Genomic DNA, 23,540 nt, shown 5'->3' on the forward strand with positions numbered 1-23,540 from the left:
AGCGCTATGGGACTGATCCACGTTTCCTGCGAGTCCGCCAGCGTTGAAGACTGCATAAAAGATTTCAGGAGGAAGCTAAAGGAATCTCTCCCCGCTTCTGGCTGTTACATAAAATCGGCGGAGCTTAACCTTACGTTCGGTGCCTTCATGCACCTCTCGGCTATCCTCCTGGTAGATCCCTCCAAGCCCGGCGGAGGGGTTGTAGCCGAGTACTCCACGGGCAGGCACAGGGAGGCGGCGATCCAGAGGGTTCTTGAGAAGATCAACCCCGTCATTGAGGGGGCGGAGGTAGTTTCCTTCAAGGTTGGAACCTATACAACGCCGGTCACCAGGAGGACCTACGCCGTCGGCGTAGCCGTCTACAACGTCCCCCCAAAGAGCCACGGCCCCCTTACCGAAACCGCAGACAGAAGGAGGCTCCTGGCCCACGTTCTTTCTCTCTTTGACTACAACCCCAAGGTTCTGAACATATCGGAGCTGGCCAGGGTCTTCGGGGTTTCGAGGGACACCATCTACTACGACATCCAGAGGATCTTGGAGGAGAAGAAAAAGGAAGGGGATCACTTGACGTAGAGCGGGACCGGCGTTGCGCAGAGTACGAATATCAGAACGGCCAGTATGGCCAGCAGTTTTCTGCCGGTTGAAACAGGGGAAACCTCATCCAGAGCACCCGGGTTACCGGCGCTCCCGATGAACAGGACCAGAAGCCCCCAGATCAGCCACCCGCTCCAGAGGTAGCTCATGAGCAGAAGGCCGAGGGCTATCGCGAAGGTGAAGTACCGGTGTGCCTTCTCACCCATGAAGGCCCTAGCTATGTGCCCCCCGTCCAGCTGTGCCGCTGGGATGAGGTTCAGGAAGGTCACGAGTATGCCGACCCACCCGGCTATCGCCACCGGATGGAGGAAAACCGTGTAGCCCTCCCCAGAGCCGATGCCGAGGACGAGCTTTTCCAGAACGCCAAAGAATAGGTTCGTCCCCATGTACAGGCCCTTTCCCGTCTGCGGCACCATTGAGCTGGGCACGACAACCGAGAGCCTCAGGCCTATCGCCGTGACGGGAATAGCAACTAGGATCCCGGCCAGGGGCCCACTGACGCCGAGGTCTATGGCCGCGTTTCTCGTCGGAACCGGGGACTTCACCCTTATCACTGCCCCCAGGGTTCCGAGCAGGTTGGGGAAGGGTATGAAGTAGGGGAACGTCGCCTTAACGTTGTGGAGTGTTGCGGCTATCTTGTGGCCCATCTCGTGGGTTCCGAGGATGGCTAGAACGCTGAGGGAGAAGGCGAGGGCGATAACGTAGGGGTTCTTGTAGCCGGGAATGCCGAACTCATCCAGCGTAGCTATGTAGCTCAGTGCCAGCATGTAGCCGGCCCAGAGCGTCGACAGGAGTGTGAGCACGAAGAGGGCTATGCCGATCTTGGGGTTGTCTGGCTTCACCTCCCCAGCCGGGAAAACGTAGAGAAGAACCTCGTTTCCGGCTCTCTTCAGGGCCGCCCAGTAGCCGAAGCCCTCAAGCTCGCGGAGAACGACCTCGAAGTTTTTCTCATGGATCTCAACAACCCTGAAGACGAGAACGTCTCCCCTCCGCTCCACGAACTCCGCACGGTAAAACCTTCCGATCAGGGACTCAACGTCCTCTCCAGCACCCCCTTGGGGCTGAGCCACCCCCGCCTCAACGCTGAACCCAACCAGAACCATGTCGCCGCCGCATCTTGGGCAGGCGCCCTCAAGGAGGGGCTCGCTTGAGGTAACGACTTCCCTATGGCCGCAGTTGACGCACTCGTAGATTCCCCTCGGCATCTTCTCTCCCAAAGTGAAAAGGATCGGGGGGTTAAAAAGTTACTCGTGTATGCATTTCACTTGTACGCGGTTTCCCTTGGCTTGATGTCCGTTACAACTATCACCTTCTCATCCCAGTACACCGTGTAGAACACGCGGTAATCACCGATTCTGAGGCGATAGGTGTTGGTCTTCTCAGTCTTCTCTCCCCGTACGGGTCTTAGATCATATGGGGGCTTTGGGTATGGGTTGGTCTTCAGGGCATCTATGAACCCGGCAAGTTTTCTGCGCTGGGCTGGTTTCAGGTATTTCTTGGCCTTTTTAACTACGTTCCTGTCCACGATAACGTCGTACAAGTCCTCTCACCCTAAGAGCTCCCGAATGGCTTCGTCTGCCCTTAGCCCCTTAGGGGGGTTCTTCTTTAGATCCTCGGCCTTTTTCTTGAGTTCCTGGTACTCGTTTTCCGGAATTACCTCTGCCTCGTCCCTTTCCGCCTTGAGCTTTAGAAGTTCAAGCTTTAGCTCTTCCAGTTCCTTCTCGATCCTCTCAATGCGGTTTATGATGACCTGAACGCTCTCGCTCACAATACCACCTAGAATCGCTACGCCACCAACCTCAAAAGGTTTGCGAATCCCGCCGTGGTTAAGTGGATGGAGTGAAAAAGAAGGCAGGTCACTCCTCGACCTCAACTTCTCCCCTGTCCGCGTCCACCTTAACCTTAGCCCCGCTCCTCAGCTTCGAAACGTCTATCCCATCGACCATCGGGATGCCCGATATTATCGCCCCGGTCGCGACTATGGTCTCGGCTTCGCCCACTATTATCGCCTTCGGCGCCTTTCCGTTCTTCTTGAGGGCGTAGATTACGTAGGAGCCAACGGTCGAGCCCTTACCTCTAGGAAAAGCCAATATCCTTCCGGCTATGCTCTCCCCGCGTATATCGCTCTCTGCATCGGTAACTATGCCCGTCTCAGGGTCAACGCCGCCGAGGAAGGAGAGTGGCTTCTGGGAAACGATGAGCTCTCCCTCGGCCTTCCCGCCGACTATCTTTCTCCCCTTAAGCTTCATTCTCCCACCTCACGGGGCCTCCTTGATGAGGTTCTCGGCGTCGTCCAACCTGACGTTGAACCCAAAGGAGCGGAAGTAGAAAGCGGACTTCCCGCTGTTGGTGGCTATGCCGCTGTACCACCCCTTTATAGGCGAGACGACGAAGCAGGAATCAGCTATGATCCTCCCGTTGTAGCGCTCGATTGTGTCTGTGTAGCCGAGCGCGTCCGCGAGGGCTTTAACTGCTCTGCTGGCAGTTATGAAGAGCGGCACCTTCAGGGGCCTACCGCGCATCCTGAGGAGTTCCGCTACCTCCTTTACCTCCTGCAACGAGGCGTGGGGGCAACCTATCAGGATCATATCGATCTCGCTCCAGTCGTCGCTGAACTGCTCCCTAACGGCTTTGATGTCGCCTTTCTCAACGGTTATCGTTTCGAGTTTATCAGCTATCGCTTCCCTGTACTCGGGCGTCTCCCCCTCGACGTGGTAGAGCGCTATCGAGCCGCTGGCCGCCATCGCCGCGCCCATCTCCTTCAGGAACTCGGTTTTCTCTGGCTTTATCCCACGCAGGTAGGGCACGTCGTTTCCCAAGGTCCTGCCGAGGTGGTAACCCAGAGCCGCGTAGTCTACGAAGGTTCTGACCTTAGCCTGGACGTCAACGATTACAGTTGCCCTCCTGTTCTCGTCTAGGTGCAGGCCGTAGTTCGGGGTTTTGCCGACTATCGCCGCTGCCAAGCTTGAGGGACCGCCCTCCCTGTTGGTTCTCGCACCTATCACCGAGTTGGCGAAGACGACCGCTGAACTCTCGCTCCAGGCTACGTGGTCGCCGAACTTTGGCAGGTTGGCTCCGTAGTAGGGGGTGCAGGTCGAGGTCACCTCTATACCCATCGCCCTGTAAAGTTCCAGCACTTCCCTCTGCTTCTCCATGAACTCGTCGTCGCCTATTCCCGCCGGGTTGAGGGTCGTGTAGACGGAAACCTTTGCCCCGGCGTTTACAAAGTCGCGCAAGAACTCAAGCCCCGCTTCCCCTATGTTCTTGTAAGAAACGCCCGCTACCTGGGCGCTTTTGACCGGTATAAGCCTATCCGCTCCGTAGATCTCCCCGAGGGCAACGAGTATTTCCATCGCCTTCTGGAGGGCGTAGCCGTATTCGCCGGCGAGGATGAGCTCCTCCTCCTTCGTCAAGTACATTCCATCACCTGTGGAAAATTGAAGCGGGAGCATATAAAAGCCACCCCGAAAAATTTATAAACCTCACCAGGACACTAAGAACCGGGTCGAGCAGCGGGGTGGGGCAGCTAGGAGTGCCCGCCGGGCTCATAACCCGGAGGTCGGAGGTTCAAATCCTCCCCCCGCTATTTCGGGCGTTTTGTTCTGTTTTCTCTCAAAATTCCTTATTCTTGTTACAGTAGGCTGGAATAACTGAACAGGCTGTTCTGCAAGAATTAAGAATAAAAACAAAACCTCACCGTCTCCTCTTCCCCCAGCTTAGCTTCGCGGTCAGTATCTTCTCGCTGGAGAAAATCCTGGCCGCCAGGTAGAGCGTTACTCCCGACAGGATCGAAAGGTAGAGGGTACTGAGGAGCATGGGGCTGTAGTTTCCGGAGAGCGCGTAGCGGTAGGCCACTATCGGGTGGGTGAAGGGAATCGCCATGAGACCGTACTGGATCGCGTGGGGCAGTTCCGCAACGTCAACGAACATCAGTATGAACGCCGGGAACGCCAGGGGCAGGATGACGGAGCTGACGACAGTGTTGGCGCTCTGGACGTCTTCAGCAAATACCGCAAGGATCATCGCGAGGCTCAGGGAGAAGACTATGGTCAGGAAGACTATGAGGGCGAAGAGCAGGCTGCCAGTTGGCGTTATCCCCAGGCCCAGGCCGCTCAGGCTTATTCCAGTGTTGGTCGAGAACGAACCGAGGTAGCTCCTGAGGCCTATCATGTAGGCGAGGGCCGCTATGAGCCCCATCACCGCAGTTCCAGAGATCTTTGAGGCGACTATAGTCGTTCTCTTAACGGGCAGCGTGAGGAGCGTTTCGAGGGTCTTGTTCTCCTTCTCAGCCGCCACCGCCCCCGCTGCCATCTGCGCAGTTATCGTCACCATGAGGAATATTATCAGCGGCAGGCTTACGGACTGGGAGGAGAGCACGGCCGAGACTATTGACGGGGAAACGTTGACGAGCCTGTTGTTGATGTAAGAGAAGCTCCTAGTGCGGACCGGCTGAAGAACCGCATCGGGGTTCGTGACGTTCATGCCCTTCAGCTTCAGCTTTGCTATCTCCCTCGATAGAACGTCCACGACCGCGTTTATCCTCGACTCGCTGACGCTCTCCTTCATACCCGTCCCAACCGAACGGAATATCCCGTAGACGTTGACGGTTGCGGCCCTGTTCGAGTCTATACTCTCGCTGAAGTTCCTGGGTATCAGGACGAGGACGTTCCGCTTTTCCTCGTAGGCAATACGGAGGGCGTCGGAAAGGGAAGTGGCGTTGATAAAGGTCACGGTGACGTTGGGCGTGGCGTTCAGGGCGTTTATGAGCACCTCGCCGTACCTTCCCTCGTCGAAGTTGACTATGACCACCTGCGTCTGCCCCTGGGCCTTCTCAATGCCGACCTGCATCAGCTTCCCCATGGATGGGTAGATGAGCAGGGGCACTATGATAAGGCCGAAGAGCAGCTTTTTATCCCTCATGAGGTTGGTTATCTCCTTCCTAGCCAGAACCCAAAAGTCGCTCATGAGCCCTCGCCCCCAACCGGTTCGTCGGCCTCAAAGCCCACAGCCTTCATGAAGACCTCCTCAAGATTTTCTGCCCGGTATTTCTCCTTCAGCTCCCTGGGAGTCCCGCTCTCGACGATCCTCCCCTCGTTTATCAGAGCCACGCGATCGCAGAGGAACTCTACCTCGAGCATATTGTGGCTCGAAACCAGGAACGTAACTCCCTTCTCCTCCGCAAAGCGCTTTATGGTCTTCCTGATCGTGTAGGCGTTTACTATGTCAAGCCCGCTGGCCGGTTCGTCCAGAATCGCCAGCTTCGGAAGGACCATCAGGGCCCTGGCCAGCAAAAGCTTTCTCGTCATGCCCTTGGAGTACGTCGACACCTTGTCGCCTAGCCTTTCCCCGAGACCAGAAATCTCAACCCCCAGCTTTACCATTTCCCCTGCTTTTTTCTCGTCCTTGGCATAGAGCCTGGCCATGAAGCGGAGGTACTCCATCCCCGTGAGGTTCTTGTAGGCCCCGGCCTCCTCGGGCAGGTAGCTTATGATCCCCCTTACCTCCTCGGCATCCTCCACGACGTCGTGGCCGAAGACCTCAGCTTTGCCTCCGGTCGGTCTTAAGAGAGTTGCCAGTATCTTGAGCGTGGTGCTCTTTCCGGCGCCGTTCGGCCCGATGAGCCCGAATATCTCCCCTTCCTTTATCTCGAAGCTTATCCCCTTTAAGGCTTTGACCCTGCCGTAGTCCTTTTCAAGGTTCTCGACTTTAACAGCTCGCATTTTCCCTACCCCCCGTCCCGGAGACAACGGGCCTGCCGTGGCGAGAGCAACCCATCGAGGACAAAATGTCCACAGAGTAAAGAACTGAACCCTCCACTCCCTCATCGATCCCCATCGTTCTCACCCTCATATATGAATATGTCTTCAATCCTGACTTTGAAAAACCTTGCCATCCTGAAGGCGAGCCTCAGCGAGGGGTCGTAGCGGCCCTTCTCGATGGCTATTATCGTCTGCCTCGTGACGCCTAAGGCTTTTGCAAGCTCTTCTTGCGTAAGACCTTCCCTCTCCCTCAGCTCGCGAAGGCGGTTCTTCATTGCGACACCTCACATCTTCCTTGAGTAATAAAACCTGAGCGCGAGGTTCCCTAAGAATATCAGGGCCAGGAGACCTGAGAAGATTGCCGTGCAGAGCTCCTCTCTAGCAACGGAGAGGCTGTAGTAAAGGGCCAGCACGACCGCAAGCAGGACAACCTCCAGCGTTCTCGATGCTGCTAGCTTGGCTATCTCGTTGCCCCTCTCGTCCATGGGGACCCCGACGTTCTTCACAACTCCCCTCGTGAGCAGGTAGCCTAGGGCACCGCCGAAAAAGCCGGCAACGAGTGTCACGAGAGCCATCCAGCCCATTTACATCACCCACCCATAATAAACCCTCGCGGCGAACCACAAGACCGCCCAGAGGATCATAAGATACAGGAAGAGGCCCTGGGGATCTGGCTTCCAAGATTTATTGAAAGTGGAGAGTAGCAGGAGTATTGCCACCGCGCTCATCAGGATATCACCAGCCAGGGCCCTGCTCTTTATGTCTATCAGTCTCTCCCTCTCATCCGTTACCGGAACGCTGGGCGTGAGCTTTTCACGTTTTGTCCTCGCCACGAGCACTATCGGGGTGAGTGTTACGGTTAAGAGAACCAGAGTGGGCAGTAGGGACAGAAAACCGGTCATCCAGAAGGCTGTGATGGTTGATGCGACGCCGAGGAGGAGGGATATCAAAAACAGCTGCAGAACACCGGCTTTCTCCTTTGACAGATCTGGGTTCGTGAGCGCGAGCCCAGCTAAACCTCCGCCAAAGGAGAGGGCGAAAATCAGCACGCCAGCGACAAGAGGAAACGTCCACTTCGGCATCTCATAGCTCACGACCATGCTTCCCCCGCTCTCCCTGTAGAGCCATACGAGATATGCAGCATAGGTCACAACGGACAGGAGGATGAACGAGAGGACTCCACGCTTCAGGCGCTCCATTCACATCACCCTCGCGTAGTAGTGTCTGAGTAGAAGGTGAAGGAGTCCCATCCAAGCCAGCGTCAGGCTAACGGCGATGAAGGCTCCCCGAACCTCTGGCTCTGAGGTTCTACCAGATAGAAGTAGCATCACGACCGCCAAGGTTATCGTGGTCACTTGGAGCGTTCTTCTGGAGGCGACCTCGTTTATCCTCAGCGATCTCTCATCCTTGAGGATAAAACCTCTCCCCTCAAGGTAAGCGAAGTACCTGTTTACAAAGATGGTCACCAGCGCGAAGGCCACAATGGAAATTTCGCCCTTTTCCGAGCTAACCGCCCAGCCTACTACCCACCCCAGAGCCAGGACCGCCAAAAGGGCCGGCACCAAGACAAACTTTCTTCCCATTTCCCCCACCATGTAAAGTTTCCTTTACGTAAAGCTTCCTTTACATCCTTATAAGCCTTGCCACCATAAAAACATAAAACCACAATTAAAGAATTGCAGAGGGAAACAATTAAACAGAAACGTCGCTGGTTTCCTCAGTGTCCTCCCCCGCGACGGCCTCTATGTACGACACCATGTCGTGGATCGCCAGGAAGTCGAGGAAGGCAACGACCCCCTTCAGGAGAACACCGGCCATGAGGTAGAATATCGCTAGGGACAGGTCGATGCCCAGGTACACCAGCGCCACCTTGACCGCGGCCTTCTTTTTTGCGTAGGTTCCGTAGGCGAGGGCGAAGTCGAGCACAGCGAAGGGCAGGTACACCCAGGGGTATTTTATGGCCGCGTAAAGGGCGAGGATCCCCTGTACGACCAGCACGATGGAGGTTACCGTGAGCTCCCCGAACCTCATGCCAACACCTCAGTAAAGGTGGCTCCTGCTCGTTCTCAGGAGCTCGAGCAGCTTTTTCAGCCTTTCGATCTCCTCCGCCGGGAAGTACTTCTCAGCTTCCTCTTCGGGATCAATGGCGGAGAGCCTCTCCCTCAACGCCATGAGGTCGTCGAGATCCTCCTGCAGTTCAATGGCCCTCTGGGTGAACTCAAGACTGGTGTATGGGGTTTCAAAAGCCCGGCTCTGGTTCGCGACGATCGCCACCTTCAGCTCCGCTATGGTCTCATCGATTAGCCCCAACAACTCTGCGATCTTCATAGCTCATCGACAACGGTTGGAGCCCCTCCTTATAACCTTGCCCTCCCAAAAGCTTATAATTTGCGCGGCCCTAAACAATACCGGGTGATCCCATGGACTTCTCCCTCTTCATGGAGAGGTACGGTTACAAAATACTGCTCGGCCTCTTCGCCCTGATTCTGGTGGGGTTCTTCGCCTTTCTGGGCCTCTGGGTGTACGCCATGTTCAAGTTCCTGGGGGCCATAGCGGCGGTCGTCATACTCGGCTACGTGATCTACGCCTTCATCGTCCAGCGCAGGATCCTGGACGCCCAGGCGGAGGCGCACGGAAAATACTTCTACGACCCCAACTACGGAAAGAAACGCTGAAGCTTTTCCGAATATCTTTCACCTTTCCCCCAGCCTTTCCGAGCCACAAGTTTTATACTCTCCGACCCACATTCTGAAGGTGATCATCGTGGAAGCGGTTAAGGCTTACCCTTCTGATTCGGCCGAGGTGAAAAAGGAAAGGCGCGAGAGGAAGCTCCTCATGGGCAACGAGGCCATAGCCTACGGCGCCCTTGAGAGCGGTGTCGTTTTTGCAACAGGTTATCCAGGAACGCCTTCAACGGAGGTCATAGAGACCATAGCCCGCCTTAAGCCTGAAGTCTTCGCTGAGTGGGCGCCCAACGAGAAGGTTGCTCTGGAGGAAGCTGCCGGCGTTGCCTACACTGGGCTGAGGGCGCTCGTCACGATGAAGTGCGTCGGCCTGAACGTTGCCGCCGACCCGCTTATGAGTTTGGCTTACTCGGGTGTCGAGGGTGGACTGGTTATTCTCGTTGCCGACGACCCTGGGCCACATACCAGCCAGACCGAGCAGGACGACAGGTATTACGGCAAAATCTCCCTTCTGCCAGTTCTCGAGCCAGCGGATCCCCAGGAGGCCCACGACCTCATAAAGTACGCCTATGAGCTGAGCGAGCGCTATAAGGTTCCGATCATCTTCCGCACGACCACGAGGGTTAACCACACGACGGCCGATGTGGAGGTCGGCGAGTTCATCGAGCTCGACAGGAAGCCAGTCTTCAAAAAGGACATCGAGCGCTACGTTAGGGCCAGCATGGAGGGCAACAGGAAGCGCCACAAGTGGCTCAACGAGACTCTCGCTAAAATCGAGGAGGAGTTCAACTCGATGCCCTTCAACTGGGTCGAGGGTAAGGAGGATGCTAAAATCGGAATAATTGTCGAGGGCGCGCCCTACAACTACGTGAGGGAGATTCTGCCGAAGATCAACGCGGACTTCAAGGTTCTCAAGCTCTCAACGCCCCACCCGCTTCCGAGGAAGCTCGTCGTTGACTTCCTGAAGAGCGTGGATTACGCGATAGTGATCGAGGACGGTGCCCCGTTCCTCGAGGAGGAGGTCAAGATAGCGGCCTACGAGGCCGGCTTAAGCGTCCCGATTTACGGCAAGAGAACAGGCCACCTGCCGCTCGAGGGAGAGCTGACGCCGAGCCTCGTGAGAAACGCCCTGCTCGGGTTCATCGGTGAGGAAAGGGAGGAGTACACCAAGCCGGAGGAGGTTGCCTACGCCGAGAGCTTGGCTCCAAAGAGACCACCGGTGATGTGCCCCGGCTGTCCGCACAGGGGAAGTTACCGCGCCGCTCTGGACGCACTGAGAGACCTCAAGCTCGGGCGCTACTCCGTCCCGATACACGGCGACATAGGCTGCTACGCGTTATCGCTGCTCCCGCCGCTCGAGGCGATATGGACGGAGTACGTCATGGGCGCGAGCATCAGCTTGGCAAACGGCCAGAGCGTCGTCATGGACAAGAAGATAATAGCGACCATAGGCGATTCGACCTTCTTCCACAACGGAATCCAGCCGCTGGTTGATGCCGTCTACAAGAACCTGAACGTTCTGGTTATGATACTCGACAACAGGACCACCGCCATGACCGGCCACCAGCCGCACCCGGGAACCGGCGGAAGCGAAACCGGCAGGAAGTTCAACGAGATAGACATCGAGGCTCTGGTTAAAGCGCTCGGTGTCAAGTACGTAAAGACCGTTGACCCCTACGACCTCAAGGCGACCAGGGAAGCCATCAAGGAGGCTATGCAGATTGAGGGGCCTGCAGTCATAATAGCCAAGCAGGAGTGCGTCATACCGGTCATAAGGCGCGGCGAGATAGGGGAGAAGCCGATAGTCGTCGAGGACAAGTGCACCGGCTGCAAGGCGTGCATACTCCTGACCGGCTGTCCCGCCCTCGTCTACGACCCTGAGACGAACAAGGTAAAGATAGACGAGCTGCTCTGCACCGGCTGCGGCGTCTGCAACCAGACGTGCCCGTTCGATGCCATAAAGTTCCCGAGCGAGCTGGAGGGGAGTTAATCCCCTTCACTCCCTCCACACTTCCAAGACCATGTACCTCCTCACGAGCGGGTTTGGGTAGAGCTCCCAGCCGATTCCCTCCGTTTCAGCCTCAATCTCCCCGAAGAGACCGCCCTCGCGCGGGTCGAGGCTCTCACCGTAGATTTTCCCGAGGCGGATTTCAACGCTCATGTATCTCGGAAGGCCAACCCTAGCCCTCCCGTTCTTCCTCGCGTAGTCAATAGCCCATTTGGCGGTGTAGATGCCGGAGTATATCTCGGCTACCCTCACCGGAACGCTCCACTTGCCTATCGCTATGATCTCGATTCCGGTTTCCTCCCAGAACTTCTTTGCCAGGGGCTGTAAATCCTTCGCGAGGTCCTTCCACACTTCCTTTCCGCGGTCGGTTATCGTGAGAGCATCGATGGTAGGTTCGTCCAGCTTCCTGACCTCTATCCCACCTATCGTCGAGTCGAGGTGAACCACGTCGGGCTTAACCTCCCTCGCGAGCTCAACGGCCAAGAACGCCTCGTCCTTGACGGCTTGCCTTCCACTCATGTCGTAGTTGAAGGGGTCCGCGTACTTCACCCTGCTCAGCGTCGCTGTCCTGTAGGGCTTCTCAACCAGCACTGCGGCCGTTGCTATAAGCCCAACCGGATTGTACACCTCGTCCAGCAGTGCCCCACCGGTGTCGGCCGCGACTATTCTCATCGCCCATCCTCCCGCCGATGTATTCGTGCAAGGTCTCCAAAATGGCTTTCAAGTTGAGCCGGATAGACGTTCAAGACGATCCCCGAAGCCGTACTACACCCCCGGGACTTAAAAAGGGTTTCGTCCGCTCGAACGTCGAGTGGAAACCACCTATGAAACGGCCTCTAAAGGGGTAACGACCAATTACCCATATTCCAAGGAGCCTTATCACACCCAGTGATCTCGATGGATGACGGGTCTCATGATATTCTGGGCCACTACCTGGACAGCCTCTCAGGGGCCTTTTACATTGGCTCGGCCAGGGGTTACGTTTTCGTTGAACACGAGGGGAAGATCCACTTCCTCAGCCCCAGAAAACGGGCGGAGTACGTTTCCATATTCTACTCTGAGGGCTTTCTGGAGGTGTACACCATATGGGGGAGGGGCGGCGAAAGGGCGGTGAGGATAGTTGCAGACGCCAGAATGGTCTCGGCTTTTTCCGAGGGGGACGACCTTTACATCCTGATAAAGCCCCACGGTGCATACAGCATGATTTCGGGGATCGTTGGGGTGATCTTAAAAGGTGCGAGAGAGCTAGAGGATTCCATCAGAAGCGCTGTGGAAGCTTCCAGCTTTGAAAAGGGAAAAAACGAAACCGAGGCTTCGATGGAGCTTAACCTCGGTCAGCCGGTCTGAATCATCACAGCTCAGAACTCGGCAAAGTCATCATCCCGAAGGATCGCTAGCAAAATCTCCACGGTTCCCCTGATGTCCCCCTCTTCCTCCGACCTCTTTATGATGGTCTCCGCCCTGGAGACCAGTTCCTCACCGGGAAAACGGGACTTCAGGTAGCCCAGGGCCTCGGCCGGGGGCATTAGAACCCCCGACTCTCTGTAGGCGTACGCACTTACCGCGACCTCCAGTGCATCCAGTTCCTTCCCCTTTGAGAGGAGTTCCTCGGCCCGCGTTATAAGCGAAGCAATGACCTCCTCCATCCCCATCACCCCAGTTCTCAGCGTTAACCTTTATAACCGTAGGGGAATACCACTATGGGGTATCATGAACGGGAAAATCGAGGTGCTCCTCTGGAGCGCCGTCAGCCTGCTGGTCATCTACCTCTCGTGGAAGACGATCAGTCCCCTAATCACCCCTCTGTTCTTTGGTGTCCTTCTCGCCTACATCGTCTACCCCGTTCACAGCAGATTAAAAAGGCGGTACTCCCCCGAGGCCTCGGCCCTGCTCTTGACAACCCTCATGATAGGGGCCGGGAGCGGGTTGTTGGCTTTCTTGACCCTCATCTCGCTGAAGCTCGTGAGGAGCTTCTACGTCAGCGTCCAAGACGCCTTCACGTGGCTGACCTCACTTCCCCTCTCCCCCACCCTTCAGAGCTTCGTTGTGGGGTTTAAGTCCCAGATAACGCCGAAACTTGCCGAGTACGTGTCATCATTCACCTTCTCCGTCCCCGGCTACGCCCTCCAGATGGTGGTCTTCCTCTTCACGTTCTATTACACCCTGGTCTACGGGGAACACCTGAGGCCCTTCGTACTCTCGCTCGTGCCCGGGGAGCAGAGGGAGCTTATAGGGGAGATCCTCTCCAACACGGACAAGACCCTCAACGCCCTCGTGAGGGCGTGGCTTCTCCTGAACATAGCAAAGAGCCTTCTGATGGCCTTTGGATACGTGCTCTTTGGAGTCGGTGACCTCTACACGGCCGCCATAGCAGGATTCCTTACGTTCATCTTCAGCTTCGTTCCTCTCCTGGAGGGCTGGATGCTCTGGGTGGCGGGTGCGATCTACCTCTATCAAGCGGGTTCTGTTCTCGGGGCCGTTGGCATCTCGATCTACGGTGCGGTCCTGGTTTCTCCGCTCCCAGATTACACAATAAGGCCGATGCTCGTGGCCAAGGATGCAGACCTAGATGAGACCCTCGTGTTCATCGGGATGCTGGGCGGGACGTGGGCCTTCGGCCTAAAGGGCCTGATTCTGGGCCCGGTGATACTCAGCGTCGCCCTGGTTCTCCTGAAGGAGTGGAAAAAAGTCCACGGTAGTTAAAGGGAACCGCACTCGACTAACCTGACGCCTTCTTTCTCCATCTCCTCAAGGGCCTTTCTCTCCCCCTCTGGGGTTATGCCCTTAACGGCGTCTTTGATCAGGAAAGTCTCAAAGCCCAGTTTGACCGCGTCTAGGGCGGTTGCCCTCACGCAGTACTCCGTCGCCACGCCGCAGACGTAGACCCTCTTCACGCCGTTCTTCCTCAGGATTTCTGCGAGGTCCGTTCCCTCGAAGCCGGAGTAGGCCTCCTTGTCGGGCTCAGTTGCCTTGGAGATTATCACAGCATCCTCCGGGAGTTCGACCACGAACTCCGCCCCGGGGGTGTTCTGAACGCAGTGCTTTGGCCAGGGTCCGCCCCGCTCCCTGAAGCTGATGTGGTTCTCAGGATGCCAGTCCCGCGTCGCGACGATGAGGGCTCCCCTTCCCTGGAACTTCTTGATGCACTCGTTTACAACGGGAATTATCTCCCCTCCCTCCGGAACGGGAAGGGCTCCTCCGGGCATGAAATCCCTCTGCATGTCGACAACTATAAGAGCCTCCTCCATAACCCCCACCAGAAAATAGTTCCGGTAGAAGCCTATTAGCTTTTCCCTCACTCCAGTTCCAGCCTGTCCCGGAATCTCTCCATGTCAACGCCTTTTTCAACGCCGAAGAGGTAGAGAACGAGCTTTTTGTCCAAGCTTCCATACCTCTTTGAGAAGTCCTCAAGCTCATCGAGGAGCTCCTCCGTGTCGAAACCAAGGGACGACGCTACGTGTGACAGCATTTCCTCGAAGAGCCCCTCGGCCTTTCCCAATCCAACCAGCGCGTTCTCTTTGACCCGCAGGGTGTCGCCATCCTCCTCCAGGAGCCCCTCCTCAACCCACTCTTCGATTGCGCGCTTGGCGTCGCTCACGCTCATAACCCTTAGCCTGAAGGACAGGATCCCCACTAGCTCACTCTTGGAGAACTCCGGGCTTCCCTTAACCCTAACTGCACTCTCAAGGGGGTGCACAGGATCACCCGAGAATACTTAAGGCCTGGAGGTATAAAAACGTGGCGGAGAAATTGTGGAGCCGGGACCGGGATTTGAACCCGGGACCTGCGGATTACGAGGGCAAGTTGTCATCAACGAAAAAGCTTCTAAACGAATTTTGGAGCCAATACAAACAGCAATTTGAAGAATGGCTTTCTAGGAAAGAGATTAGCGAGAGAACTAAGAAGGACTACCTTAAAGCACTCAATAAAATATTCAATGAACACAAAGTAGAGCTTGAGCGGAAAAGCTTAGAAGCAACGATAAACGCGTATGACCGTAGTAAGGCCTACGTGTTTGGCCTCAGACACTTTTTGACTTTCTTGGGGGAAGAGGGAGTTATTAGGGAAGAAATGGCTGACTACCTGAAAAGCAAGCTCCATCGCAAAAGGAGTGGCGTTAGACAAGTATTCATCAGCGACGAGGAGCTCAGAGAGGCATACAAGCACATAAAAGAGAAAGGAGAACCGTACCTAACAATATTCCTCTTCATGGTCTACTCTGGAATGCGTCTTAGCCAGACGGTCAGGATTCTCAACAGCTGGAACTGGTGGAAGGCTGTTGTCGTAAATGAGAAGGTAGTACGCTATCCTGCCGAGGAGACCACCAGGGGCAAAAAGCGGGCTTTTTGGGCGTATCTTCCAAAAGACTTTGCCGAGCTACTTGAACCAATATCCGTCAAATACAATACTGCTCAAGATACTAAGTATGGCAGAGTCAGCCCCAACACCATTCGCAAGTGGCATTACACGTTTCTTATTCGCCAGGGCGTTCCGGCTGACGTGGCTGACTTCATTCAGGGACGTGCTAGCGAGCGCGTGGGGGTGACACATTACCTCAACAAAACCCTTCTCGCCGACGAGTGGTATTCTGCGGTTGTTGACGACCTGAAAGCCGTTCTGGAGGGCGAAAAATGAACGTGGAGCTCATTAACCACGCGATTGGGCTCTCACTCGTCGGCCTCATCGCTTTGTACTTCATCAGTTTCCTTTATGACACAATATTCCGCCCCTGGCGCCTCGTGGAGGAGCAGCTTAGAGACATCGAAATGCACATCAAAACGCTTCAGAAGGGCGGCCGGAGGGCGAAGCTCCACAGCTGGCTTTCGATGCCGGCCTGGCGCGGTGATGTTGAAAGGCATTTAAAATACCTGCTCGGCCTGCGCGAGCTGAAGCGGGCCGAGTTAGAGCTTTTTGAAAAGTTGAAAGCCGGAAGGAGGTGAGCGGAGGATGGCCCGGGAAAAGTTAAACGGCTCTGGCTCTTATGTGTGGGGATTCTCAATCGATAACGAGACACACAGGATGATAGAGGAGCTATCGAGGGCCCTTGGCTTGAAGAACAAGTCCGCGGTTGTCAGACTCGCGATCAGGAAGCTCTACAAGGACGTAATGGCTTGAATTTGCGAATTTTTTTCATCACTTTTGCACCCGATTTTCGAGGATTCTTAAATACCCTTGCCGTACTCACTATTTTAGGCTACTCCGGGCCCTCCGCTCTAATCACTTCTCTCAACTCAGGTTCACATGAAGGCCGAGCCGTGGGGCGGGCACGCCCGCGGCGATGAGGCCAGCTATTGGGGGTGGTAGTTTGGACCCGGTTGAGCGGCTTGAGAGGAGAATTAGGCGGTTGAGAAAGCGTAAGGCAAAGCTCGAGCAGGAATATCATCGCTTACTGGAAGAGAAGATCAGAGTGGATAGGGAGCTGAAGCAGGCTGTGGCCGAGCTCTCAAACCTCAAAAAAGCACACCGGGTGACAGCAGTATGAAGTCTCGCAGTCTCGCGCAACTCGCTCTTTTCTTCATCATCGCGGCCTTCTGGTTCAAAATCGCATGGCCTATCCTCACGAAAGAGGCCCTGGCGGTCGGTGCTGTCGGCGGCGTTCTGCTTCATTGGGCAGTCACAAACAAAGGAAATAGGGCTATTGTTCTCATCGAGCCTTTCACGAGCGGCTGGAGGGTTCTACTGTACGACATGATGCTGGTGGCTTTCCTGGTCGCGCTCTGGCAGGCTCACGGTGCGGCTCTTTTTGACGCTCTGAAGAGCAGTGTTCAGGATCTCGCGCTTCTGCTGGCCTTGACAGGTAGTATTGGCGTTGATTACAGTGTAGGGGGGTGAGCGATGGAGGTGACGCAGGTTCCTACTCTGCTGGTGGGTGTGGTTTTCGTTCTTGTGGGGGCTGTGCTGGCTTATGATGCTCTTCAGGCATGGTGGATTTATCGGGAGAAGGCTAGGAGGTGGGTGAAGTGAAGCGGTTCGGCGTTTTGCTCGCCCTGCTGGTGCTCGGCTCTTTGCTCATGGTAGGGACGGGCACGGTGAAGGCTGATACTGTTTTAATGGGTGGGTCAATAACAGTGGCAGGCGGTGATTCATACACTTGGGAGCTTGGGAATGTTTCGTTGAAGTGGATTGAATTTCAAGTTTACCCCCAAGACACAAAACACACATTTAACTTCTACTTTTATGATAACAACGGCGTAAGTTACGTTGTGAACTTCAAAAAGGATGGAGGATGGAGTACAGACAAAATGCAGCTTAATGAGATTACAGAGTATGATGGCACAGATATTGGTGTAGATTTGGCTTCTGGTTGGCATTACATAAAGTTCGAGTTTTTAGAGAATGAGAGCAAGATGAACATTTATGTTGATAATGTTCTAAAGGGCTCAGCGGCGTTAAGCGGTCTTTCATTCAAATGGGACAAGGTAGAGCTTGTAACGAAAGACACAGCACATGATAGTAGTTGGTGGGCAGCGGTAGATGTTGCTAATGTGAAAGTACAGTACGAAACTTATTTTGTGACATTCAACCTCAAAGACGCCTTAACCAGTCAACCCCTTACGGGTGTAACTGTGAAGGAGGGCGATACTGTTCTTGGAACAATTGACAACGGTGGGAGTTTGGAGCTCACGAAAGGCACGCACACGCTCACTTTTGAAAAGTCAGGTTACTGGAGCACTACTAAGACGATTGACGTTCAGGGAGATATGAGCGTTTCAGTCGAAATGTACCCTGACACGGCGGCAGTGATGATTAAGAACCTGCCGGATCAGCTAACGTTTTATGAGCACTCGACTGGAGAGTTCAGCTTTACGCTCAGTCCTATCGACACGAGCGCTACTTACGACGCTTACCTGAGCTTCACGGGCCTGGACAATATCGTAGAAGTGGAGAAGGGCGGGAGGACTATTTCTCCCGAAAACGGGCGTTATTACCTCGGGGACATTACGGGCGATACTTCGGTACTGGTTAGGTTCAAGACGGGCAGCGTGGGCACTTACGCCTTTTCGATGACGGTTCAGAGCTTCGACGGTGCAGGAGCGAAGACTTACACGACTACAAAGCAGGTTTCGTACAAGATTAACCCGCTGCCGTTCTCCATCAGCTTCCCGAGCGAGTGGCAGGTGGGTAACAACCAGCTGAGGGTTTCGGAGGCCTCGGGATCCAGCTACTCAATGGTAGTGGTTCTAAAGGACAGTTCGGGGGCCAGCGTTTGGTCTGACAGTTACAGTTTCACGCCTTACGAGGTGCACACGTTCATCGTCCAGGTGCCCAAAGAGGGCACTTATACGCTTGAATTCCAGTGGAATGGAATGACTGCGGAGTACAGCGTTAGCGTGGGCTCGGGCATTAAGCTTCTCACTACTTCGATAACGGCGAAAAAGGGCGATGTGGTGAGTGTTCAGTTGAGCATCAAGAATTCTGACGTCAGCACTCACTATTACACGGTCGAGCTGAGCGGTGGTTTTCTGGACGCTCCGGTTAATCAGACGATTGCAGTCCCGCCGAGCAGTGAGAAGACGGTGAGCGTTCCGGTTCAGGTGCCTTCGGGCCTGCAGTTTGACGCTTATGACGTGAGCGTGGCAGTGAAGGAGGGGGACGAGGTAAAGTACCAGGGGACGGTGCACTTTATAATACAGGGTTCTGCTGGCTTCAGCCTGTTTGGCGGTGGCGGCAGTGGGGGCTTTGGTGGCCTCGGCGGTGGTAGTTTGCTCTTGATTGGGGGGCTTGCTCTGGCCGGCCTCGTGGGTGTGGCCCTACTGAGTAGGAGGAGGTGAGGGCTTTGGCTTTTCTCTCTACTATTTTTGAGCGGCTGAGGAGAAAGAGGGGGAAGAAGGGAGAGGAGGAAGGCAGGGAGAAACAGGGGCAGGAGAAAAGGAGGGCTGAGCGGGGAAGGCGGGCGTTTCGTCAGAATTTCGCTACTGTGGTGATCACGACGCTTCTAGTAGTGCAGTTAATGAGTGCTCCGGCTGCGGGGGCCTTTGGCCTCGGTGATATTACGGGGGCAATACACAGCGTAGTCTCGACTGCATCAGATGTTGTAAATACGATCAGGCACAATAATGTAGGTGCAATTACCGGGGCTTTGGGTGGGATTTATTTTGGTGCCAAGACAGGTGCCCTGATCGGGGGCACAATTGGCTCCATAGTTCCCGGACCAGGGACAGCGGCAGGTGCTGCTATTGGAGCTGTAGTGGGAGCAATTGCAGGGGGCATTATGGGTGCTTATGCTGGTGCTAAAGGGGAACAGATTGTAAAAGATTTTATCAACGGGGATAAGGACAACTCCGCTAACATTATGAACAGCAACCAAAATGCCACGACTGATGACCTTTCGAAGAATAACGACTTATTGAAGAATTATCAGCTTGTTGATGATGCTACATCTAAGGCTTCTGGTGAGCTAACTGAACTTCTATCAAAACTGGCGACTAAGCCGACTGAGTACAGCCTGCAGATGCAGGGGGCAACTGGAAATATTCAGCTGAAGTTCTTTGGGCCGGATGAGATCAGGGGCTTTTCAGCGTTCCCGGTGAAGCTGAGAATAGTTACCGCTGCTGACCCTATCGAGAAGAACGTTATACACCTGAATAAGGTTACGATGTACGTTATCCGCCAGGACACGGGCACGGCCTACTATACTTATCAGAAAGTCTTCGGGCCTAACGAAACTTCCCTGAACGGAGATGCCTATACTATCACGACGTTTCTAAAGGTGCCTGATGACCTGGATACCGAGGTTATAAACGCTCTTCAGACGGGCCAGATAACGCAGGATCTGATAAATGAGCTTAAGAACGCTAAAACTCCGAGCTTTGAGATCTATATACGCGTGGACGCTACTAAAGAGGATTGGGATTATGTAAACGGCACCTGGAAGCACGTTAGAGATATCCCCCTCACCGTTGAAGCGCAGACGGTCAGTGCTTACACTCACGTTACTCATGACAATGACGTAGTACTGTTCCAGACGGGCCTGAACGCCTCCCTGCCGTCAGATATGGCTAACTTGGTAATGGGCAAGTTCTCGGCATTCATTGCAGAGCAGTGGGGCGGTGTTTCTGACATAGTAATACGACCCTATGCGACACCGGTACATGTTGCAAACAGTACCGTTACCTGGCAGTTCTATGTGGCGCCAAATACTGGTTTCTATACGATGTTCGACAGTTCACCGCAGGTGTATGATGATTTTGAGGTCTTTGCAGTCAGGGTTCTGCAGGGTGGGCGTTATGAGATCGCGGACAGGAGGGCGAACCAGCTCGGCGATTTGACAGATGGGGCCGTTAAGAAGGCTTATGGGGTCACGAAATACACGTTTGGGCCGGATATTGTGAATTACAGGGTGTACGGCCTCGGCCTTATCTGGTTCCAGCGTGATGATGGGACAAAAATACCTGTTTGGGTTCTAGTCCAGCCCCACATGACTGTACTTGATCCTGAAAAGCTGGCCCTTGATGACGCCAGAATTCAGCGTATTCTCCCCATATTTGATGATAACAAAATCACTAGTATGGAGCTCCAGACGCTGAAAGCGGAGCTTGAAACGGCGAAGCAGGACATACAGGAGAAGATCAGGGCGATGCAGGAGCTCAAGAAGATGGCCGAGGCTAACGGTAATTCTGAGGCTGCGCAGTACGCTGAGAGGGCGATTAAGTACTACCAGCTTGAGCTGCAGATGTTGGATCAGGCGGCACAGACGCAGGACGCGCAGTTAGCCCTTAACTACCTGAATGCTGCTAAAAAATACGAGTACGCGGCTGATTTTGAGGGCCAGGCGGCGCAGAAGGCGAACAATGGCGACTTGGAAGGGGCTAGGTACCTGGATGGTCAGGCGCAGGAGTATAAGAAGACTGCAGACGATTATCTACCCCACTTCAGTCCGGGCGGGTTTGTGAACAGCATTCTGAGCAATCTGACGAACTGGAAGTATCTACTGTTGCTCGCAGTGCTGGTAATCGGCGGGTTCTACGTCTTCGGCAGAATGGGGGCCCTTATCGGGCTCGGTATCTGGCTGGCCATCGTGATTGGTATCCCGGCCCTGAAGGGCCTGATAATCTGGCTGAAAGCAAAGCTTTGAGGTGGTGGAAAGATGGGGGACGGTAAGGGCGGGGGCGCTGGCCCCCGGTTTTCAAAATATAGTTTCCGGCTGGTAGTGACTGCAATACTGGCCTTGATGGCGTGGTATGCAGGCCAGCACAACGTGACGGCACAGCAGTTCAATGAGGCCTTCGCCAGCATTCCGGTGACGGCCATAATCCTGGCAATGTTCTTTGACTACGGCCTGGACACGGGCAAACTCTATGATAGGATTATCAGGAAGCCTAGCAGCAGGACGCTCGGCCTAGTGTATGCCATGATTGCGACGGGGGTTTTCTTCCTGGCGTTCATCTGGCTGATTACCGGAAGCCTGCAGGCGGCTAGTGCTGCGTCAGTGCTTTCGGCGGCCCTGGTGGCTCTGCTGGTGTTCATGCCGAACACTGGAACAAGTGAGTGGATCCTGTGGCTTTGGGTGGCTGAGACGCTGGTGACTGCTGGAAAGTTCCTTACAATCCTGCCGGGGGTGCTTTGAAATGGCAGATATGCCTAGAAAACTTCGGCTTGGTAGGTGGCTTGCTAGAGTGATCTTTGGAGCTTCGATGGTTGCCCTGTTGCTAATGTATGGGAGTAGCAGGAACGTTACAGTGTCCGAGCTTACTAAGGTCATTGCCAGTACAAATGTATTCCTTGTCGCTGGAGTGGAGATCCTTGATAAAATATCTGATAGGTCAACTTATGCGCGAATGTATGGTTTTGTCTACCAGAAATGGGCAGGACAGCGGAGGAATGATCTAGCAGGCATATTGTCCCCAATACTAGTCAGCGCGTTTGTTTTCCTTTCGGTGTTGTACTTAGTTGCAGGCAATTTATCGTTTACACTTGGATCGTATAGTCCCGCAGTGTTGCTTTGGTCTGGAACTCTAGCCACGTATGTAATGCTTCCAGAAACTGGTGACGATGAACTCATAGCTTGGATCTGGCTTGGGGCTACTATTGCCACCCACGGCCAGTACCTGCCTAATGCGTTTGCTATTCCGGCTCTGACGCGGCTTATTGGAATGATACTGAGGCTCTGAGGTGAAAAACGATGCTCGGTAGGGTTGCAGCGGCGGTCATTGCTTACCTCATTGTTGTCTTTCACTTTCAGAGTAGCATGGTTACAGTGGGCCAGCTCTTCGGCCTCACGGGCTTTTGGGCGCTCTTCATCCCAAGCACCCTGATCGGCCTCTCAGTCTATAGAATCACTGATCTGGATCATTGGGGCCTGTGGGACGCGGCAGCGTTCCTCGCCATTGGCAGTATTTCAATGCTCGCAATAACTTCAAACCCGGCAGCTACGGCCCTTGAGCTCGTCAAAGGAGTCACTACGTTTGGCCTTGCAGGAATCCTCGCAGGCTTGACTATGAAGGCTAGGAGGGACGCATGATGGATGTGAATGCAATCATTGACCAAATGCAAAGCCTCGCAGGAAGTCACCCTTACCTGGCCCTTGGCATCATACTCACCTTCATTGGAGTTCTGACAAGAGGCAAAACTGCGTTAGTGTTCTACGCTCTTGGAGCCCTCGCGCTCCTGAAGTCATTTGGCCTAGTTGACACTTTCTTTTCTTTCTTGAAGGATATCCCGAACATACTGAAAGATTCATTAGGAGGACCGGGAGGTGTTTGAAGAATGAGAAAGAAAGAGCGTCAATTGATAACAATCGGTTTGGTTGCCCTCTTTGCGGCCATAGCCTGGTGGGCGTACTATGGACACGACACGGGTGCTGGAGTGCTCCTGAACCTGGACAACCAGAGCAACGAGAACACTACCTACCAGCTTGCTGTTGTGGGTCTCGTTGCAACAGTAGATCAACAGACTGGCCACGTGGATATTTCATTTAATCTGACGAATGAGGAGCACTTCAATATTAGTAGCGTGCAGGTTCTCTACGCACTCAACGTCGCTGACCCGAACAACGCGAGTTACACTGCCCTGAATGTCACTGCAGAGAATGGTACATACAAGGCCGAAATTCCCTCGAAGTTTGGCGATATCGTCTACTACAAGGTCAAGGTCGTCTATGACACCAACAAGGAGCTCGTTACCGATGTTCAGAGCATCACCGTGAGCGACACCACCGCTCCGACTGCTACGCTTAGTATTGAGTACAACGCTACTACAGGTAATGCAACCATCACAGTCAACGCCAGCGACAACGACGCCATAGACAGGGTTATCCTGTTCTATGCAGTCACCACAGACGGCAACCTGACCAACGTGACCTTCAGCAATGTCACCCTGACTGCCGCTCCGTACACCTACACGCTCACCGTCGACAGCAACACTACCGACACGACCTACTACTACCTCGATGTCTATGCTGAAATCTACGACCTGAGCGGCAACATTGCCAGAGTGCCGGCTAACGGCACCATACAGCTCTACGCGAACGAGACTAAGAGTGTGAGTGGCTGAGGT

General features: G+C 54.5%; 35 protein-coding genes and 1 tRNA gene. 19 read left to right on the top strand and 17 right to left on the bottom strand.

Features of this window, described 5'->3' with window-relative positions:
- Positions 1-6 precede the first annotated feature (6 nt).
- Complete coding sequence (locus ACZ5AM_RS07685; protein ID WP_464914424.1) at positions 7-573, top strand: hypothetical protein; 567 nt, start codon at positions 7-9, stop codon at positions 571-573.
- Here ACZ5AM_RS07685 and ACZ5AM_RS07690 read toward each other — a convergent pair.
- From ACZ5AM_RS07690 to ACZ5AM_RS07710, 5 genes are all read right to left on the bottom strand, one after another.
- Positions 561-1,799: a rubrerythrin-like domain-containing protein gene (locus tag ACZ5AM_RS07690; protein WP_464916067.1), complete on the bottom strand. Its 1,239-nt coding sequence runs from the start codon at positions 1,797-1,799 to the stop codon at positions 561-563. The two genes, ACZ5AM_RS07685 and ACZ5AM_RS07690, sit on opposite strands and share 13 nt — an antisense overlap.
- 56 nt (positions 1,800-1,855) lie before the next feature.
- On the bottom strand, positions 1,856-2,134 hold the full coding sequence (locus ACZ5AM_RS07695; RefSeq protein ID WP_464914425.1) for a type II toxin-antitoxin system RelE family toxin: 279 nt from the start codon (positions 2,132-2,134) through the stop codon (positions 1,856-1,858).
- Positions 2,135-2,140: 6 nt separating this feature from the next.
- The gene (locus ACZ5AM_RS07700; protein ID WP_464914426.1) at positions 2,141-2,362 is read right to left on the bottom strand and encodes a hypothetical protein; all 222 of its coding nucleotides are present in this window, start codon (positions 2,360-2,362) and stop codon (positions 2,141-2,143) included.
- A gap of 88 nt (positions 2,363-2,450) precedes the next feature.
- Positions 2,451-2,843: a DUF126 domain-containing protein gene (locus ACZ5AM_RS07705; RefSeq protein ID WP_464914427.1), complete on the bottom strand. Its 393-nt coding sequence runs from the start codon at positions 2,841-2,843 to the stop codon at positions 2,451-2,453.
- Between the two features lie 9 nt (positions 2,844-2,852).
- A complete protein-coding gene (locus ACZ5AM_RS07710; RefSeq protein ID WP_464914428.1) occupies positions 2,853-4,013 on the bottom strand; it encodes an aconitase X catalytic domain-containing protein in 1,161 nt (386 codons plus the stop codon).
- Positions 4,014-4,105: 92 nt separating this feature from the next.
- On the opposite strand from ACZ5AM_RS07710, the gene ACZ5AM_RS07715 reads away from it, so the two are divergent.
- A tRNA-Met gene (locus ACZ5AM_RS07715) sits at positions 4,106-4,180 on the top strand.
- A gap of 107 nt (positions 4,181-4,287) precedes the next feature.
- On the opposite strand, the gene ACZ5AM_RS07720 is transcribed toward ACZ5AM_RS07715, so the two are convergent.
- From ACZ5AM_RS07720 to ACZ5AM_RS07755, 8 genes are all read right to left on the bottom strand, one after another.
- Positions 4,288-5,559 carry an ABC transporter permease gene (locus tag ACZ5AM_RS07720; RefSeq protein WP_464914429.1) on the bottom strand — a complete coding sequence of 424 codons (1,272 nt, stop codon included), beginning with the start codon at positions 5,557-5,559 and terminating at the stop codon, positions 4,288-4,290.
- Positions 5,556-6,314 (bottom strand): ABC transporter ATP-binding protein, encoded by a 759-nt coding sequence (locus ACZ5AM_RS07725; protein WP_464914430.1) that lies wholly within the window; start codon positions 6,312-6,314, stop codon positions 5,556-5,558. Before ACZ5AM_RS07725 ends, ACZ5AM_RS07720 begins: the two co-directional genes overlap by 4 nt.
- 101 nt (positions 6,315-6,415) lie before the next feature.
- Positions 6,416-6,628, bottom strand: a complete 213-nt coding sequence (locus ACZ5AM_RS07730) for a helix-turn-helix transcriptional regulator (protein ID WP_464914431.1) — start codon at positions 6,626-6,628, stop codon at positions 6,416-6,418.
- Positions 6,629-6,637: 9 nt separating this feature from the next.
- Entirely contained in the window at positions 6,638-6,937 is a 300-nt protein-coding gene (locus ACZ5AM_RS07735) for a DUF2178 domain-containing protein (protein ID WP_464914432.1), read from the bottom strand.
- A complete protein-coding gene (locus tag ACZ5AM_RS07740; protein ID WP_464914433.1) occupies positions 6,938-7,552 on the bottom strand; it encodes a DUF2178 domain-containing protein in 615 nt (204 codons plus the stop codon).
- Positions 7,553-7,936: a DUF2178 domain-containing protein gene (locus ACZ5AM_RS07745; protein ID WP_464914434.1), complete on the bottom strand. Its 384-nt coding sequence runs from the start codon at positions 7,934-7,936 to the stop codon at positions 7,553-7,555.
- A gap of 109 nt (positions 7,937-8,045) precedes the next feature.
- Positions 8,046-8,384 carry a hypothetical protein gene (locus tag ACZ5AM_RS07750; protein WP_464914435.1) on the bottom strand — a complete coding sequence of 113 codons (339 nt, stop codon included), beginning with the start codon at positions 8,382-8,384 and terminating at the stop codon, positions 8,046-8,048.
- Positions 8,385-8,393: 9 nt separating this feature from the next.
- Positions 8,394-8,681, bottom strand: coding sequence for a hypothetical protein (locus ACZ5AM_RS07755; protein ID WP_464914436.1), 288 nt, complete (start codon positions 8,679-8,681; stop codon positions 8,394-8,396).
- A gap of 92 nt (positions 8,682-8,773) precedes the next feature.
- Here ACZ5AM_RS07755 and ACZ5AM_RS07760 point away from each other — a divergent pair, with 92 nt between their 5' ends.
- Positions 8,774-9,028 carry a hypothetical protein gene (locus tag ACZ5AM_RS07760; protein WP_464914437.1) on the top strand — a complete coding sequence of 85 codons (255 nt, stop codon included), beginning with the start codon at positions 8,774-8,776 and terminating at the stop codon, positions 9,026-9,028.
- A gap of 88 nt (positions 9,029-9,116) precedes the next feature.
- Positions 9,117-11,027, top strand: a complete 1,911-nt coding sequence (gene iorA, locus ACZ5AM_RS07765; protein ID WP_464916068.1) for an indolepyruvate ferredoxin oxidoreductase subunit alpha — start codon at positions 9,117-9,119, stop codon at positions 11,025-11,027.
- A 6-nt stretch (positions 11,028-11,033) separates the two neighbouring features.
- On the opposite strand, the gene ACZ5AM_RS07770 is transcribed toward iorA, so the two are convergent.
- Positions 11,034-11,717, bottom strand: a complete 684-nt coding sequence (locus ACZ5AM_RS07770) for a DUF4152 family protein (RefSeq protein WP_464914438.1) — start codon at positions 11,715-11,717, stop codon at positions 11,034-11,036.
- Between the two features lie 225 nt (positions 11,718-11,942).
- On the opposite strand from ACZ5AM_RS07770, the gene ACZ5AM_RS07775 reads away from it, so the two are divergent.
- A complete protein-coding gene (locus ACZ5AM_RS07775; protein ID WP_464914439.1) occupies positions 11,943-12,392 on the top strand; it encodes a hypothetical protein in 450 nt (149 codons plus the stop codon).
- Positions 12,393-12,403: 11 nt separating this feature from the next.
- Here ACZ5AM_RS07775 and ACZ5AM_RS07780 read toward each other — a convergent pair whose 3' ends face one another.
- The gene (locus ACZ5AM_RS07780; protein WP_464914440.1) at positions 12,404-12,697 is read right to left on the bottom strand and encodes a hypothetical protein; all 294 of its coding nucleotides are present in this window, start codon (positions 12,695-12,697) and stop codon (positions 12,404-12,406) included.
- Between the two features lie 58 nt (positions 12,698-12,755).
- Between ACZ5AM_RS07780 and ACZ5AM_RS07785 the strand changes: the two genes are divergently transcribed.
- Positions 12,756-13,748, top strand: coding sequence for an AI-2E family transporter (locus ACZ5AM_RS07785; RefSeq protein WP_464914441.1), 993 nt, complete (start codon positions 12,756-12,758; stop codon positions 13,746-13,748).
- On the opposite strand, the gene ACZ5AM_RS07790 is transcribed toward ACZ5AM_RS07785, so the two are convergent.
- Together ACZ5AM_RS07790 and ACZ5AM_RS07795 are read right to left on the bottom strand one after the other, a co-directional pair.
- Complete coding sequence (locus ACZ5AM_RS07790) at positions 13,745-14,293, bottom strand: nicotinamidase (protein ID WP_464916069.1); 549 nt, start codon at positions 14,291-14,293, stop codon at positions 13,745-13,747. The genes ACZ5AM_RS07785 and ACZ5AM_RS07790 overlap by 4 nt on opposite strands.
- Positions 14,294-14,340: 47 nt before the next feature.
- The gene (locus tag ACZ5AM_RS07795; RefSeq protein WP_464914442.1) at positions 14,341-14,742 is read right to left on the bottom strand and encodes a DUF2240 family protein; all 402 of its coding nucleotides are present in this window, start codon (positions 14,740-14,742) and stop codon (positions 14,341-14,343) included.
- Between the two features lie 41 nt (positions 14,743-14,783).
- On the opposite strand from ACZ5AM_RS07795, the gene ACZ5AM_RS07800 reads away from it, so the two are divergent.
- From ACZ5AM_RS07800 to ACZ5AM_RS07860, 13 genes are all read left to right on the top strand, one after another.
- On the top strand, positions 14,784-15,680 hold the full coding sequence (locus tag ACZ5AM_RS07800) for an integrase (protein WP_464914443.1): 897 nt from the start codon (positions 14,784-14,786) through the stop codon (positions 15,678-15,680).
- Positions 15,677-15,985 (top strand): hypothetical protein, encoded by a 309-nt coding sequence (locus ACZ5AM_RS07805; protein ID WP_464914444.1) that lies wholly within the window; start codon positions 15,677-15,679, stop codon positions 15,983-15,985. The genes ACZ5AM_RS07800 and ACZ5AM_RS07805 overlap by 4 nt, the downstream gene beginning before the upstream one ends.
- 7 nt (positions 15,986-15,992) lie before the next feature.
- Positions 15,993-16,160 carry a ribbon-helix-helix domain-containing protein gene (locus tag ACZ5AM_RS07810; RefSeq protein WP_464914445.1) on the top strand — a complete coding sequence of 56 codons (168 nt, stop codon included), beginning with the start codon at positions 15,993-15,995 and terminating at the stop codon, positions 16,158-16,160.
- A 190-nt stretch (positions 16,161-16,350) separates the two neighbouring features.
- Positions 16,351-16,527, top strand: a complete 177-nt coding sequence (locus tag ACZ5AM_RS07815) for a hypothetical protein (protein ID WP_464914446.1) — start codon at positions 16,351-16,353, stop codon at positions 16,525-16,527.
- Positions 16,524-16,877 carry a hypothetical protein gene (locus ACZ5AM_RS07820; protein ID WP_464914447.1) on the top strand — a complete coding sequence of 118 codons (354 nt, stop codon included), beginning with the start codon at positions 16,524-16,526 and terminating at the stop codon, positions 16,875-16,877. The genes ACZ5AM_RS07815 and ACZ5AM_RS07820 overlap by 4 nt, the downstream gene beginning before the upstream one ends.
- A 3-nt stretch (positions 16,878-16,880) precedes the next feature.
- On the top strand, positions 16,881-17,009 hold the full coding sequence (locus ACZ5AM_RS07825) for a hypothetical protein (RefSeq protein ID WP_464914448.1): 129 nt from the start codon (positions 16,881-16,883) through the stop codon (positions 17,007-17,009).
- Entirely contained in the window at positions 17,006-18,817 is a 1,812-nt protein-coding gene (locus tag ACZ5AM_RS07830; protein ID WP_464914449.1) for a hypothetical protein, read from the top strand. The genes ACZ5AM_RS07825 and ACZ5AM_RS07830 overlap by 4 nt, the downstream gene beginning before the upstream one ends.
- On the top strand, positions 18,814-21,120 hold the full coding sequence (locus ACZ5AM_RS07835) for a hypothetical protein (RefSeq protein WP_464914450.1): 2,307 nt from the start codon (positions 18,814-18,816) through the stop codon (positions 21,118-21,120). The genes ACZ5AM_RS07830 and ACZ5AM_RS07835 overlap by 4 nt, the downstream gene beginning before the upstream one ends.
- A gap of 12 nt (positions 21,121-21,132) precedes the next feature.
- Positions 21,133-21,612 (top strand): hypothetical protein, encoded by a 480-nt coding sequence (locus tag ACZ5AM_RS07840; RefSeq protein ID WP_464914451.1) that lies wholly within the window; start codon positions 21,133-21,135, stop codon positions 21,610-21,612.
- Position 21,613: 1 nt separating this feature from the next.
- Positions 21,614-22,156, top strand: a complete 543-nt coding sequence (locus tag ACZ5AM_RS07845) for a hypothetical protein (RefSeq protein ID WP_464914452.1) — start codon at positions 21,614-21,616, stop codon at positions 22,154-22,156.
- 11 nt (positions 22,157-22,167) lie between these two features.
- Positions 22,168-22,506, top strand: coding sequence for a hypothetical protein (locus tag ACZ5AM_RS07850; RefSeq protein ID WP_464914453.1), 339 nt, complete (start codon positions 22,168-22,170; stop codon positions 22,504-22,506).
- On the top strand, positions 22,503-22,748 hold the full coding sequence (locus ACZ5AM_RS07855) for a t26-9p (protein ID WP_464914454.1): 246 nt from the start codon (positions 22,503-22,505) through the stop codon (positions 22,746-22,748). Before ACZ5AM_RS07850 ends, ACZ5AM_RS07855 begins: the two co-directional genes overlap by 4 nt.
- 3 nt (positions 22,749-22,751) lie before the next feature.
- Complete coding sequence (locus ACZ5AM_RS07860) at positions 22,752-23,537, top strand: hypothetical protein (protein WP_464914455.1); 786 nt, start codon at positions 22,752-22,754, stop codon at positions 23,535-23,537.
- Positions 23,538-23,540 lie beyond the last annotated feature (3 nt).

The sequence above is a fragment of the Thermococcus fumicolans genome (assembly GCF_055386755.1).